This window comes from Pedobacter suwonensis (genome assembly GCF_007833675.1).
GTDB classification, from domain to species: domain Bacteria; phylum Bacteroidota; class Bacteroidia; order Sphingobacteriales; family Sphingobacteriaceae; genus Pedobacter; species Pedobacter suwonensis.
Window position 1 is genome coordinate 4,209,047 of record NZ_CP031708.1, and the last position, 14,840, is coordinate 4,223,886.

The following is a 14,840-nucleotide window of genomic DNA, read 5'->3' on the forward strand; positions in this document are numbered from 1 at the left end:
ACCGCCTAAACTCGTTTAATCAATTTATCTTATTGCTGTCCGTGAAAAGACAGTTTCTTACCTGCATATTTTGTGCTACACAGCGCAATAATGCCCTGCTATTTATTGATTTTTGATTTAAACAACCATGTTGAACAGAATAATACAGTTCTCCATCAGGCAAAAACTGCTGGTGGGAATTTTGATGCTGGCGCTCATTGCCTGGGGAATCTACTCCCTGAGGCAACTTCCTATAGATGCGCTTCCGGATATTACCAATAACCAGGTCCAGATTATTACTTCGTCTCCCAGCAATGGCGCGGAAGATATCGAGCGTTTTGTAACCTATCCGGTAGAGCAGACCATGGCCACTATTCCTGGAATAGAAGAAGTCCGTTCCTTTAGCCGGTTCGGTCTTTCAGTTGTAACGGTCGTGTTCAAGGAAAATATAGAAATTTACTGGGCCCGTCAGCAAGTGAGCGAAAGGCTTACTGAAGTAGAAAGAGCTATTCCAAAGGGGATCGGCACACCAGAAATTGCACCTTTAACTACCGGGCTGGGAGAGATCTACCAATATGTTATCCACCCTAAAAAAGGATATGAAAAGAAATACGATGCCACCGAGCTTCGCACCATTCAAGACTGGATTGTTCGCCGCCAGCTTTTGGGTGTGGAGGGTATAGCAGATGTGAGCAGCTTTGGCGGCTACCTCAAGCAGTACGAGATTGCCATTAATCCGGATAAACTGAGAAGCATGAATATCTCCATTAGCGACATTTTTAAGGCGCTTGAGAAAAACAACCAGAATACCGGCGGATCATACATTGATAAAAAGCCTAATGCCTATTTTATCCGGAGCGAAGGACTGATCAACAGTATAGACGATATTGAGAATATCGTGGTAAGGACAAATGAAAACAGTACCCCTGTGCTGATCAGAAATGTAGCTGAAGTGAGGATCGGAGCGGCCACCAGATATGGTGCCATGACCCGGAACGATCAGGGGGAGGTAGTAGGCGCGGTAGTGATGATGTTAAAGGGCGCCAACTCATCAAAGGTTATCAAAAACGTAAAAACCCGGATGGATCAGATAGCCAAAAATCTTCCGGAGGGGGTTGTCATTGAGCCATTCCTTGATCGTACCAAATTGGTAAACAGTGCCATTGGCACAGTAACGAAAAACCTGGCAGAAGGTGCATTAATTGTGATTTTTGTATTGGTACTGCTTTTAGGGAATTTCCGCGCCGGATTGATTGTGGCTTCGGTGATTCCGCTCGCCATGCTTTTTGCCATCTGTTTGATGAACCTTTTTGGCGTCAGTGGAAACCTGATGAGCCTGGGTGCGATAGACTTTGGACTCATTGTAGATGGCGCGGTTATTATTGTAGAAGCCTCACTTCATCATCTTGGGCTTCGCCAAAACAAAAACAGGTTAAGCCAGCAGGAAATGGACGCAGAAATTTTTGAATCTGCTTCCAAAATCCGTAACAGTGCCGCTTTTGGCGAAATCATTATCCTGATTGTTTATCTACCGATTTTGGCTCTGGTAGGCATAGAAGGTAAAATGTTCAGGCCAATGGCGCAAACAGTAGCCTTTGCTATTTTAGGTGCTTTTATCTTATCGTTAACGTATGTACCGATGATGAGTGCACTTTTTCTAAGTAAAACCATCAATACCAAAAGAAATATTTCAGACCGGATTATGTCTTTTTTTCAACGCGTATATACGCCGATGCTCAACTTTGCATTGCGGGCAAGAGTGGCAGTTGTGGGTATTGCAGTTGGATTATTTGTGCTTGGCCTGGTCATTTTCAATTACCTGGGGGCCGAATTTATTCCTACATTGGAAGAGGGCGATTTTGCCGTAGAAACCAGGGTGCTTACCGGAAGCAGCCTTTCGCAAACCATTGAAGCCTCTACGCGTGCAGCGAAAGTATTAAAGGCAAATTTTCCGGAGGTAAAGGAGGTTATCGGAAAGATTGGCTCCAGCGAAATTCCTACCGACCCGATGCCGGTAGAAGCCTGTGACCTGATTATTATCCTCAAAAATAAGCGCGATTGGACAACTGCTTCAACGAGAGATGAACTGGCAGAAAAAATGCAGACCAAGCTCGAACAGTATATCCCGGGAGTTACTTTCGGTTTCCAACAGCCTATACAAATGCGTTTTAATGAACTTATGACTGGCGCAAGGCAAGATGTGGTAATCAAAATTTACGGAGAAGATTTTTCCAAGCTCAGTACCTACGCAGCGCAGGTTGGTGCTATAGCCGGGAAAATAAAAGGGGCACAGGATATTTATGTGGAACAGGCTTCGGGACTTCCACAGGTGATCATCAAATTTCATAGAGAAAAGATTGCACAGTTCGGATTGAATATTGAAGATGTGAATACGGCTATCCGTTCGGGATTTGCGGGAGAAGTGGCTGGTTTGGTATTCGAAGGCGAAAAACGGTTCGATATGGTTGTCCGCCTCGAAAAAGAAAACAGGCAGTCGCTTGATGACGTGAAAAATCTGTTTGTTACAGCAACTAATGGCAACCAGATTCCACTGGAACAACTGGCCGATATCGAGTATAAGGAAGGACCTAACCAGATTCAGCGCGATGATGCAAAGCGACGGATTACTGTCGGTTTTAATGTGCGGGGAAGGGATGTAGAAAGTATCGTAAAGGAAATTCAGCAAAAGGTTGATGCAGAAGTTAAGTTTTCACCAGGATATTACCCCACCTTTGGCGGTACTTTCGAGAACCTGCAGGCAGCCAATAAAAGATTAAGTGTTGCCGTGCCGCTGGCCTTACTGCTCATCTTACTGTTGCTTTATCTTACTTTTTCATCCATTAAACATGCACTGTTAATTTTTACCGCCATCCCTTTATCGGCTATTGGTGGTGTATTTGCCCTTTGGGCACGTGGTATGCCCTTTAGTATCTCTGCAGGCATAGGCTTTATAGCGCTATTTGGTGTTGCGGTACTTAATGGTATTGTACTTATCAGTGAATTTAACAGGTTAAAAAAAGAAGGAATGAAAGATATACAGGAAATTATCAGAAAAGGAACCTCGGTTAGGCTGCGCCCGGTTATTATGACGGCCCTTGTAGCCTCTCTGGGTTTTCTTCCAATGGCCATCTCTGGCGGAAGCGGTGCTGAAGTGCAGCGACCGCTGGCTACGGTTGTTATCGGCGGACTAATCTCTGCAACACTGCTAACCCTTTTGGTACTTCCGGTGCTTTATATCTGGATTGAAAAAATGGGCAGTAACAAGTTAAAAATATCACCGATAGCAGGCATTATTGTCGTATTTATTGTGTTTTTTGGATTGCAGCCTGCTAAGGCGCAAACTTCGTTAACACTTAAACAGGCCGTATCTGCAGCGCTGGAAAACAACCGGATAATAAACGGGGCTAACCTTGATGTAGCCTTGCAACAGACACTTAGAAAAGGCACTTTCGAAATGCCTAAAACGGAAATATCCATGCTTTACGGCCAATACAATAGTCTGGTTAAAAACGATAACAACATTACCGTTTCTCAGACCATTCCTTTTCCAACGCTTTTCGCGGCAAATGCAGCGTTGGGTAATGAACGGATCAAAGCAGGCCAGCTTCAGGTGGCTTCCAGTAAAAACGAACTTGTATTTCAGGTAAAAACGGTTTATACCAATCTTCAGTATCTGTATTCAAAGGAGAAACTATTGTATGAGCAGGATAGCATTTATAAGGGTTTTTTAAAATCGGCGTCGCTCAAGTATAAAACAGGTGAGGGTAATCTGCTTGAAAAGGTTGCTGCGGAAACACAGCTTAAGGACGTACAGAGCCTGCTTAACCAAAATGGATCTGATATTGAAATTTATAAAGCGCAGCTTGCTACGCTTCTTGGTGGGGGTAGCCTATCCTCAATTGCCGACAGGTTTTTAACAGAAACACCCGAAATTTCTATCGGAGACACTGCGCTTCTACATGAAAATCCTGCCATAGCCTATTTCAGACAGCAGGTTGTAATCGCCGAAAAGCAACGCAAAGTAGAATTGGCCAAAGCCTTACCCGACTTTACACTTGGCTATTTCAACCAATCACTAACCGGTTTTCATAAAGTTGATGGAAATGATGTTTTCTTTGGTCGCGACAAACGTTTCCAGGGCTTTCAGGTAGGCCTTTCCGTTCCTTTATTTTATAGAGCTTATGCCGTAAAGGCAAAGGCAGCATCGATTAATAAGGATATTGCCTCGAACAATCTGGAACTTCAGCAACGAAAATTGACGGGCCAATATCAGCAGGCTTTAAGCGAATACCTGAAAAACAGGAAACGTTACGACTATTTTGTCACTTCAGCCTTAGCCAATGCTGCCTTAATATTAAAAAACAGCCGCATTGCTTATCAGAACGGAGAAATAGGCTATTCAGAATACCTGATAAACCTTAAACAGGCAAATGGTATTTACGAAGGCCGGCTGATGGCCTTGCTCCAGTTAAGCCAGAGCATCAATCAAATTGAATTTTTAACCGGTAACCACCAATCATTTTAAACATAAATATCATGAGATCCATATATAAATTTCTTATCCTGGCGTCCTTTCCATTTTATTTGGCTGGCTGTAGTCGTCAAAGCGCAGAAAAAGAACCTGAAAAAGAAAGCGTTCATGAAAAGAGCGATATTGTAACGCTTAACCCGGAACAGCAAAAGCTATCCGAAATTACCCTTGGCGAAATTGAGCTGAAAGAATTAAGTGGAACAACAAAAGTAAACGGCATGCTCGACCTTCCTCCACAAAGCCTGGTATCAATATCTACACCACTGGAAGGAATTTTGAAAAGCACCAATATGTTGCAGGGAAAACGCGTGGCGAAAGGGGCGCTCGTAGCGGTTATGCAAAATCCGGAATTTATTCAGATGCAACAGGATTACCTGGATTATAAAAGCCAGCTACAGTTCCTGAAAGAGGAGTTAGACCGCCAGGAAGAATTGGCAAAGGAAAATGTAAATTCTAAAAAAGCATTGCAGAAAGCAAGAAGCGAATACCAAAGTGTGAGTGCAAGGTTGCTGGGGCAACGGTCAAAACTCTCCCTGATGAATATTAGTTTTTCAGCATTGGAGAAAGGACAGATTCAAAAAACCTTCAATTTATATACCCCAATTGCAGGCTATGTTACCCAGGTTAATACCAATATAGGTGCCTTTGTGAGTACAACCGATGTGATGTTTAAAATTGCCGATACCGAACACCTGCATGCTGAACTTACCGTGTTTGAAAAAGATGTACCCAAGCTTAAACTGGGGCAGAAGGTTCGCTTTGTACTCGCTAACGAAGAAAAAGAACGTATGGCCACGGTTTACCTCATAGGTAGGGAAATTAGCAAAGAGCGTACCGTACAAATCCACTGTCACCTGGATCAGGAAGATACGCAATTGCTTCCGGGCATGTATCTTAAAGCCTATGTAGAAAGCGGCGTGAGCAAGGTTGAAGCATTACCCGATGCGGCAATTGTTGAATTTGAAGGTAAAAAGTTTGTCTTTATCGAACAGCCACCTAGCAGAAGTAATAAAACTTATCGCTACAGGATGATGGAAGTAAAAACCGGTGTCGCCGAAAATGGTTATACCCAAATTTCTTTTGCGGAACAGATTGATAATGTGAAAGTAGTGGTCAAAGGCGCCTATGATTTGTTAAGTAAGGTAAAAAATACCGAAGAGGAAGAGGAACATTAAATTGAAACCAAAAAATTGCTTTTTTTATTACGATGTTTTATGTTTAATAAATTTTGGCTTAGTTGAGTCTGGAGACTCAACACTATTCCTGCTCCGTAGAGTCGCTTTGCTTAACTCTACGGAGAGATGGGGGGGTATAACTGTTTTTTTAAGGTATCATCGAAAAAGCAAGCTGAAGCAGGTTATTGAAAGGTATAGAGGCTCTGGATATAACAAGAGAGTCCCTACATGGTCGATTTTTTTCGTTCTACCATTATCTATGATCCTGGGTGTATGGGGTTATGCACTTATTGGGTAACAAACGATGTGAAAGAGGGGATTTGTTTGTAGTTGAGAATGGAGACTCAATACTATTTATACTCCGTAAAGATGCTTCGCTTAACGCTACGGAGAAGTAGGAGAAGCATTACCCAATGCGGCAATTGTTGAATTTGAAGGTAAAAAGTTTGTCTTTATCGAACAGCCACCTAGCAGAAGTAATAAAACTTATCGCTACAGGATGATGGAAGTAAAAACAGGTGTCGCCGAAAATGGTTATACCCAAATTTCTTTTGCAGAACAGATTGATAATGCGAAAGTAGTGGTCAAAGGCGCTTATGATTTGTTGAGTAAGGTGAAAAATACCGAAGAGGAACATTAATTGAAACCAAAAAATTGCTTTTTTTATTACGATGTTTTATGTTTAATAAATTTTGGCTTAGTTGAGTCTGGAGACTCAACACTATTCCTGCTCCGTGGAGATTCTTTGCTTAACTCTACGGAGAGATGGGGAAAAGAGGCGATTATTATATTATCTTTCTAAATTAATTTAAATTATAAGCTTGAAGCGTATTTTAGAGATCATATTACCAATCTCCGCTATTTTTTCATTGGGTATTGGTATATGGCAAATGTTGCAAACGAAAACAATGATTCTTCCTTCCTGGTTTTTGGTTGCGATTTCCTTACCTGGCACGCTGCTTTTATCTTTTGCTTTCGGTTTTATATTGAAAAAACTGCTAAATTCAAAATGGCAGACCTCAATATTTACCTCCATATTTGTAATCATATTTTGTTCTATATTTTACATAAGTGAACATAAGCCGGTTTATATTATTATTGTTCCAAAAAACTATGTTGGAGAAGTTAGATTGTTTCTGTCTAATAAAAATGATTTTTCCATCAATGAATACGGTATCGGTTATATTGATAGGAGAACTTTCAATGATGGTTTTTATCCAAAAATCATCCAGACAGGGAATGATATAACCAAACAAATAAAAGAGTATGGCAAGGGTGCATCTGCAACTACATCAGAAGATGCTTACTCTTTTAATCATCTGTCTTTTCATATCCTGGATAGCGGAAAGAAAGTAGATGGCAAAGATATTGAAGAACTAATCAGGATTAAAGCAATAGATACTGCGCGTCTATATAAAAAATAAACGCCTTAGTCTGTTCGTAGCCTTGCTCCTGTAGTTTGAATCAGGAAGAATGCCGATCAAATTTGATTGGGTTGCTCTTGAGTCTGGAGACTCAACACTATTTGTGCTCCGTAGAGTCGTTTTGCTTAACTCTACGGAGAGATGTGTCCTTCAAATAAAGCTTCAAACCATATCCTTAAAACCAAAAGTAACTTTTTAGTGTTACCTATCATAAAGTAAATCAATCCTTTAAGCTTGGATATTTCAGATGAATATATGGGTTGATGCTTTGCCAGATAAGTTACATAGCCACAGGATAAATATGAATACCAGAAGAGACTTTCTACAAAAAATGGGTGCATCAGCATTGATGTTGCAATTAAGTTCCATATCAGCATTTGCTGATGCTCCCGAAGAAATCAAGCAACCTTATGATGGTAGGGTACTCCGGGTAGCCATTATGGGTTTGGGTGGATATGGTACCCGGGTAGCAGAGGCGATGAAAGCCTGTACCAAGGCTAAACTGGTAGGTGTAATTAGTGGTACGCCTTCAAAAATTAAAGATTGGCAAGCCAAGTACAACATTCCCGAAAAGAATTGTTATCACTACCAGAACTTTGATGAGGTGAAAGATAATCCGGATATAGATGCCATTTATGTAACTACACCAAATGCCCTGCACCATGGTCAGGTTATTCGTATAGCAAAAGCCGGAAAACACGCGATATGCGAAAAGCCGATGGCATTAAATGCCAAAGAAGGTCAGGAGATGGTTAGTGCCTGTAAAAAGGCAAATGTGAAGTTACTGGTTGGTTATCGAATGCATTTTGAACCCCGTACGCTGGAAGTGATCCGAATGAGAAACGCGGGCGATTTCGGCAAGATCATGTTTTTCCAGGGGCAATGTGGCTTTAAAATAGGCGACCCCACGCAGTGGCGATTAAATAAAGCGCTGGCTGGTGGCGGATCCATGATGGATATTGGGATTTATGCGATTAATGGGGCAAGGTATATGGTTGGCGAAGAGCCGATTTGGATAACAGCCCAGGAAACCAAAACCGATCCGGTAAAGTTTAAAGAAGGTGTGGATGAAACCATTCAATTTCAGCTGGGTTTTCCCGGCGGAGCAGTGGCGTCCTGCTTATCCAGTTATAACATCAACCACCTGGATCGATTTTTTATGAGTGGCGATAAGGGATTTGCAGAAATGCAACCTTCTACCGGTTATGGTCCAATCAAAGGCAGAACCCATCGGGGCGAACTCACGCAGCCGATAACCACGCATCAAACGGTACAGATGGATGAAATGGCAAGCATTATTTTTGAGGATAAGAGGCCGGTAGTTCCTGCAGATGGAGAGGAAGGCTTAAAAGACCTTAAAATTATTGATGCCATTTATGAAGCCGTAAAAACAGGGAAAAAGATCAGGTTAACGGTTTAAGCAACGGCTTTAAATGGGTAATGGAGTTCAATGATGATTTGGCCAGCAATAGACATGATAAGCACTAAGACTGGTTTTTAAATTAACTATATATCATAAAAAAAGCGGCCGAGGCCGCTTTCTTTATTTCTGAACAATGATATGGTATTTAGCTTTGGTGCTTGTTGAGCTATCAAACCAGATGGTATATATTTTTCCGGCTTGTAACTCTGAACCTGCTATGGTTGTGGTTTCCAGTGAACCAGACATGTTAACGTTTAAGCTGGTATTGGCATCAATCGTTTGATAAGCTGAAGCTGCTTTAAAAGCTAAAGCCGAAAGAATACTGGTACCGGTAGATGTTGTCACATTAATGGTACTGCTTAACATAGGCGCCACATTGATAAAACGAACTTTCGCTTTGCCACTCACAGTATTATCATCATTGGCATAGGTATTAATGGCCATTGTACCATCAGCTTGTTTTACCAAAAAAGCAGTTTGAGAAGAATTTTCACTTGCATTTACATTTGCAGATGCGGTTACTGTTGCTGACCCCGAGTTTTTAAAGGCAATGGTTTTACTGCCTGTCGTGGTAGAGATGTCCGTTGCAGTATTGGAATAGGCTATAGCCGATGCACTTACTTTAACATCATTAATATAAGCATCCTGCGCAGCAGATCCTTCCACAGAATTCACGAAAGATATTCTGGCATTAGCACTCAGATCGTTGTTGTTATCTTTCTTGCAGGATGAAATCGAAAGCACCACCGTTGCGGCTACCGCAAAACGTGTGATCAAAGATTTAGTTTTAAGTTTCATGACATTCAATTTTTTATTGAACCATCCCAAAAAAATGCCAACGCCCGAATTTTAATGGTTAAAAACTTGTTTTTCAGATTTTTATATTTATTTTTCTATTATTTTAATAAAATACTCTTGTCAAAAAAATGTATATAAAACAGTTCATTTGTAATATGTTTGGTACATCATCCTTTACCGAAATACTTTGCCGATTAGGTATGTTCAAATAACGCATATCAGGATTTACCTGAACAAATAGCATAAACGCCTCCGGATTTGAGAATAATCCGGAGGCGTTGAATTCATCTGCTAATGAGTATCCGTTTTGGTTTTGTACGCTTACCAGCCATAGTTTTGTACCAGGTTAGGATCTTTGTCAATTTCTGCCTGTGGTATGGGCATAAGGTAGTGCTTATCTGCAAATACCCGGTTTTGTAAAACAACAGTCTTATAAAATACCGCCACTCCCGCCGCTTCGCTTGATACATCCAGCCCTGTACTGCTGAGTTCAGCTGCCGAAGGACGTGCATTTAGTCCCAGTGCTGGTACATTATCCACCGTTTTGGCGATCAGCCATCGTCTTACATCCCAGAACCGGTGGCTTTCAAATGCCAGTTCCACCCTTCGCTCATTTTGGATACGGTTTCGCATACCCGCTTTAGTATTGTCGGCTGCCAGGATCGGTAAGTTTGGCATGGCCACCCGGCTCCGAACCAGATTGAGGTATTGATAAACGGATGGGTCTGGCGCATCCAGGTATTCATTCATGGCTTCTGCATAATTCAGGTAAATTTCTGCCAGGCGGAAAAGCGGGAAATTTCGCGTTCCGGTACCTGAATTCGCATTTCTGTCGTAACTAGGCGATAAAAACTTCCGCACATTATAACCCCATGGGTTAGTACCCGGCTTACCAGTAGCCCAACCATCGGTTATTCCGTTGCCCGCACCATACCAGGCCAGTCGTACCGGGCGTTTGGTTGCATCGAACCTCCATACGTCGTACTGGAAAAATATACTGGCATAGAACCGCGGGTCGCGGTCTTTATACATGTTCGATATATTATTTACCGTCTGAAATTTCAAACCATCCCATAACTGTCCATTCCAAACGCCGCTTGTAGTATAGCCAGAACCGGTTTGGTTTATCGGGTAACCATTTTTCATCTCATAAGCGTCAACAAATTGCTGTAAGGGCGTTAGTTTCCCGTTTCCTTTAAAGGGAGCGCCGTTTGGCAGATAGTTGCCATCAATATCTGTTGAGTTGCCAAGGATCCGCTGCAGAATAGTCTCGGTGTAATCACGGGTATAAAATTGTGCAGCATAATTCTGAACAGGGTTGTCAGGAAAAGGACTGTACAATTTGTAAATACCCAGGTCAATAACTGCTTTCGCTGCGTCAGCAGCCCTTTTCCACTTATCTTTATCATAGCTGCGGTTAAAAAGAACTTTACCATCTTTATTTTGCACATTGGCGTAAAGAGGGTTGCCATTAAATAGTGGACTCGCGGCATATAACAGGGTGCGGGCTTTTAATGCCAGCGCTGCGCCCCTGGTAATGCGGCCGGTTTGTGCGGCTTCCTGCACAAGGGGCAGCACATTCGCAATTTCGTCACATTCTGAGGTAATGAAATTAACTACCTCATCCACCGAATTGCGTGATACCTGCGTATCTTCCAGGTTTTGAGGATCCACATCATTAGCACTCGTAATCAGCGGAACTGCTCCGTAGCGTTTAAAAAGCTCAAAGTAAAACTGGGCGCGAAGAAAACGTGCCTCGGCTTTATAACGGGGTTTCCAGATCGCATAATAACTTTCCCGGTCGAGCGGTACCGGAACAGCATCTATGCGCTTGATAAATATATTCGCCCTGCGGATATCCTGATATTTTCCCGACCAGTTACCGTATGGATTATCATTGGTACTCCAGGCGCCAAGATTATATTTGTAGGCATCTACCGCCTCTCCATTGTCGAACCAATGATGGTAAGTTTCGTCAGTTGCAGCCGTTAAAGGAGAGGTTAACTCATTGGGAAGGGCATTGTACAGGCGCGCCAGGGCCTGCTCTGTCAGGTTGATGTTGTTATAAACATCATTCTCACTTGAATATTCTGCAGGAACAACATCCAGATATTTTTTACAGGATGTGCTACTGATTAATAGTGCTGCCAACAGCAGCTTGGTTATATTTTTCATGGGATTACATTGAAGCATTTATTCCTAAGTTGATTACACGCATTTGAGGGTAGTCTCCAAAGCCATTGGTACGCTCCGGATCGAAAATCTTCATCTCGGACCAGGTAAAAATATTTGATCCGGTGGCAAAAGCCCTGATATTGGTCAGACCGATTTTTTTAACCCAGTTTTTAGGAAGCGTGTAACCCACCTCCACATTTTTAAGCCGCACATAGTTGGATGATCTTAGCCAAAATGTTGAATTCTGATTGTTGTTTACATTATTAGATGATGATAATCTTGGCCATTTGGCATTTGGATCAGGATTCTGCGTTGTCCAGCGGTTATCCATATAATCTGCCAATACTGAGCTGTTATTCGAGAAAGCCCATGCAGAAGTACCAGTTAGCCAAACTTTTCCCCCGCCGGAACCCTGAAAAAGAACATTTAGGTCAAAGTTTTTGTAAGTATAGGATAGGGTTAAACCCAGAATCGATTTGGGGGTGGTTACCTGACCAAGGTAACCTTCATCCTGACTGTTAATCACACCATCCCGGTTACGGTCAAGATATTTGATATCCCCAGGACGTACGGCACCGAATTGCTGAGTCGGGCTTGCAGCAATATCTGCCGCATCCTTAAACAGGCCAATTGCAGTTAAGCCATAAGCTTCATTAATCTGTGTGCCTTTCAATCCGCGGTAAGGCAATGCATATACTGGTTCAGCAGCATATTGTATGCGGTTTGTGGCATACGAATAAGAACCCCGGAGCATCAGGTTATGATTACCAAAACGTTTGCGGAAGGTAAGTTCTCCTTCAAAACCCTTGTTATCTACAATACCTGCATTTATGGCCGGTAGATTTTGAACACCTGTTACATTTGGAATGATGGCTGCTGTGGTCAGGATCTGCGAGCGCCTTTCGGTAAAAACATCACCTGTAAAAGCGATCTGCCCTTTAAATAGTTCGAAATCCAAGCCAATATTGGTTTTCTTTGACTGTTCCCAGGTTAAGAATGAATTTCCAGTAGCACTTTCCTGGGCACCTGAATAACCATCTCCATCGGCTGCCAGGCCAAATCGGTAGCCGCTTCCGTTTCCGGTTTGCCAGGTGCTTAAATAGGCAAAACGGCCAACACTGTTATCTACGCCAACAATACCATAAGAGCCTCTTAATTTTAACAGGCTTACCAGTTTAGAATCTTTCAGGAAGTTTTCATTAGACAGGATCCAACCAGCAGATGCCGCAGGGAAAAAGCCCATACGCCTTCCCTTCATAAAGTTCTCAGAACCGTTATAACCGGCATCGAATTCCAGTACATAACGCCTGTCAAATGAATAATTGATCCTGCCTACCAGGCCCAGCTGTTTGTAGGGCAGCGCGGCAATAGCGCCATCAGCAGTGGCGGTGGCCAGAAAACTCTGTGACTGGTTATAACGCAGCATACCCGAAACAACATGTTTTTGGGCAAACGTCCTGTCGTAGTTCAGATAACTTTCAAAGGTCGATTTGCGGCTGCCATTGGCCGCAATATTAAAGCCGAGCAAACCATCGCCAGTGGTCAGTTCTTCGTAACGTCCTTTGCTCAGGTCCGTTTCATTTTCGTTTGTGATAAAACGATAGGTAGAATAATTCCGTTGGCGGGTAATGTTCCTAAAGTTCTGAGCATCGTAAGCGAAGCGTGTTCTGAAGCTCAATCCTTCAGTAACAAAAGGCAGTTTTAATGTAAAGCCGATAATGGAACTTAATGTATTTTCGAAAAAACGCCCGTATCCGAATTGCGTTAAACGGCCGTAAGGGTTGGCCGGAGAGTCTTTTTGTCCGGATACTGAACCATTAGGGTTTTTTAAAGGATAGATATATGCAGGTGTATTGCGTATCTCAGACCAGAATGCGCCTGCGGTTTCAGTTGGATAGTTTCTATCGCGGACAATGTCTGAAAGATTCAGCTCAAGCTTCAGTGTAGGCAAAAGATCAATATCAATATTGCTCCTGAAGTTATACTTGTTCATCACCGCATTGATATTGTAAGCATTCAAATCGTCATATTTGTATAACCCATCCTGTTTCAGGTAGGCCATCGATACAAAATACCTCGCTGTTGAGGAGCCGCCGTTCACATTTAGATTGGCCTGGCTCATCATTGATGAAGGTTTAATCAATTCTTCTGTCCAGTTTACATTTGGATAGAGGTACTGATAAGTAGGATTACTGCGGTCGCGGAATTTATTGAGGTATGCATCCGTGTAAAGGTTGGCATTGAGCCCGTCATTATTCAGTGCTTCTCTGAATAAGCTGAGTGCATCGAATGAATCGAGGTATTCTGGCATATTGAAAGGGCGCTGTTGTGAAGTCTGTGCGGTGAGTGAAATTAGCGGTTTACCCGTCTTCCCTCTTTTTGTAGTTACCAGCACAACGCCATTAGCGCCTTTCATCCCATAAACAGCCGTAGCCGCTGCATCTTTCAAAACGCTCACGGTTTCTACATCATTAGCATCAATACCATCAATGCTGTTCTCTATACCATCAACCAGTACCAACGGGCTTTTGCCCTGATAAGTGCCGAATCCACGGATGTAAAGTGCTGATCCATCGGCTCCGGGTTCGCCGCTGCTTTGTATAGTTAACAGTCCCGGTAAACGCCCTGCAAGACTGTTGGTTAAACTGGCGGTTGGCGTTCGTAATAGTTCCTTTGAGGTAACCGAAGTAAGGGCGCCGGTAACATTGTTCTTCTGTTGTGTACCATAGCCCACTACTACCACGTCTTCTAACATGGCCTGGTTCTGGCGTAGCCTGACTGCAATAAATTCCCTCGAACCAACTGCCACCTCCTGCCTTATAAAACCCACCATACTAAATACCAGGGTTGCATCTTCCGGAACTTTGATCATGTAGCCGCCATTAACGTCGGTTACTACACCATAACCGTTGCGGCCTTTTACGCTGACCACTACGCCGGGCAAACCAACTCCGCTGGTGTCGGTTACACTTCCGCGGACCTCAATATCTTTCAACATGGTGTTTGCTGAAAACATCGCGGGATCGTTTTTTTTCCCGCTATCAGACCTGGCATTTGCGTAGGCTGAGGAACAAAGGAATAAAATGAAAATAATAAACAGCTTAGCAAGACTAATGGTCCTGGCAGCAGTTCCTGCTTTGTTGTAATGTAAAAGTTTTCTCATAACTGGTTTAAAAGGATTTGCTTAATTAAATGATCTGAATTAGCATAGTTAATGCGATCATACTCCTGTACAGTAGAAGCATTTTTGGGGTTTATAAATCGTTTATCTAAATAGCGGGTTAATAAAAAAAAAGTAATAGGCAGGCCGTCTTGCCATGTTTAATGGCACAGTG

At 42.6% G+C, this 14,840-nt stretch carries 8 protein-coding genes; 5 read left to right on the forward strand and 3 right to left on the reverse strand.

What is annotated here, in order from left to right; genetic code table 11:
* The first annotated feature begins 127 nt into the window (after positions 1–127).
* The 5 genes from DV942_RS17385 (at position 128) to DV942_RS17400 (ending at position 8,529) form a co-directional block, all read left to right on the forward strand.
* Positions 128–4,504, forward strand: coding sequence for a CusA/CzcA family heavy metal efflux RND transporter (locus tag DV942_RS17385; RefSeq protein WP_145859635.1), 4,377 nt, complete (start codon positions 128–130; stop codon positions 4,502–4,504).
* Between the two features lie 11 nt (positions 4,505–4,515).
* The gene (locus tag DV942_RS17390; RefSeq protein ID WP_145859637.1) at positions 4,516–5,685 is read left to right on the forward strand and encodes an efflux RND transporter periplasmic adaptor subunit; all 1,170 of its coding nucleotides are present in this window, start codon (positions 4,516–4,518) and stop codon (positions 5,683–5,685) included.
* A 499-nt stretch (positions 5,686–6,184) separates the two neighbouring features.
* Positions 6,185–6,325, forward strand: coding sequence for a hypothetical protein (locus DV942_RS23570; protein WP_186462335.1), 141 nt, complete (start codon positions 6,185–6,187; stop codon positions 6,323–6,325).
* A gap of 181 nt (positions 6,326–6,506) precedes the next feature.
* Entirely contained in the window at positions 6,507–7,109 is a 603-nt protein-coding gene (locus DV942_RS17395; RefSeq protein ID WP_134204736.1) for an MFS transporter, read from the forward strand.
* 301 nt (positions 7,110–7,410) lie between these two features.
* Positions 7,411–8,529, forward strand: coding sequence for a Gfo/Idh/MocA family protein (locus tag DV942_RS17400; protein WP_145859639.1), 1,119 nt, complete (start codon positions 7,411–7,413; stop codon positions 8,527–8,529).
* Between the two features lie 123 nt (positions 8,530–8,652).
* On the opposite strand, the gene DV942_RS17405 is transcribed toward DV942_RS17400, so the two are convergent.
* The 3 genes from DV942_RS17405 to DV942_RS17415 all read right to left on the reverse strand — a co-directional run bounded on the left by DV942_RS17405 (position 8,653) and on the right by DV942_RS17415 (position 14,668).
* Entirely contained in the window at positions 8,653–9,330 is a 678-nt protein-coding gene (locus DV942_RS17405) for a DUF4397 domain-containing protein (RefSeq protein ID WP_145859642.1), read from the reverse strand.
* A gap of 321 nt (positions 9,331–9,651) precedes the next feature.
* Positions 9,652–11,505: a RagB/SusD family nutrient uptake outer membrane protein gene (locus DV942_RS17410; RefSeq protein ID WP_186462336.1), complete on the reverse strand. Its 1,854-nt coding sequence runs from the start codon at positions 11,503–11,505 to the stop codon at positions 9,652–9,654.
* 4 nt (positions 11,506–11,509) lie between these two features.
* Positions 11,510–14,668, reverse strand: coding sequence for a SusC/RagA family TonB-linked outer membrane protein (locus tag DV942_RS17415; protein WP_145859647.1), 3,159 nt, complete (start codon positions 14,666–14,668; stop codon positions 11,510–11,512).
* Between the last annotated feature and the right edge of the window lie 172 nt (positions 14,669–14,840).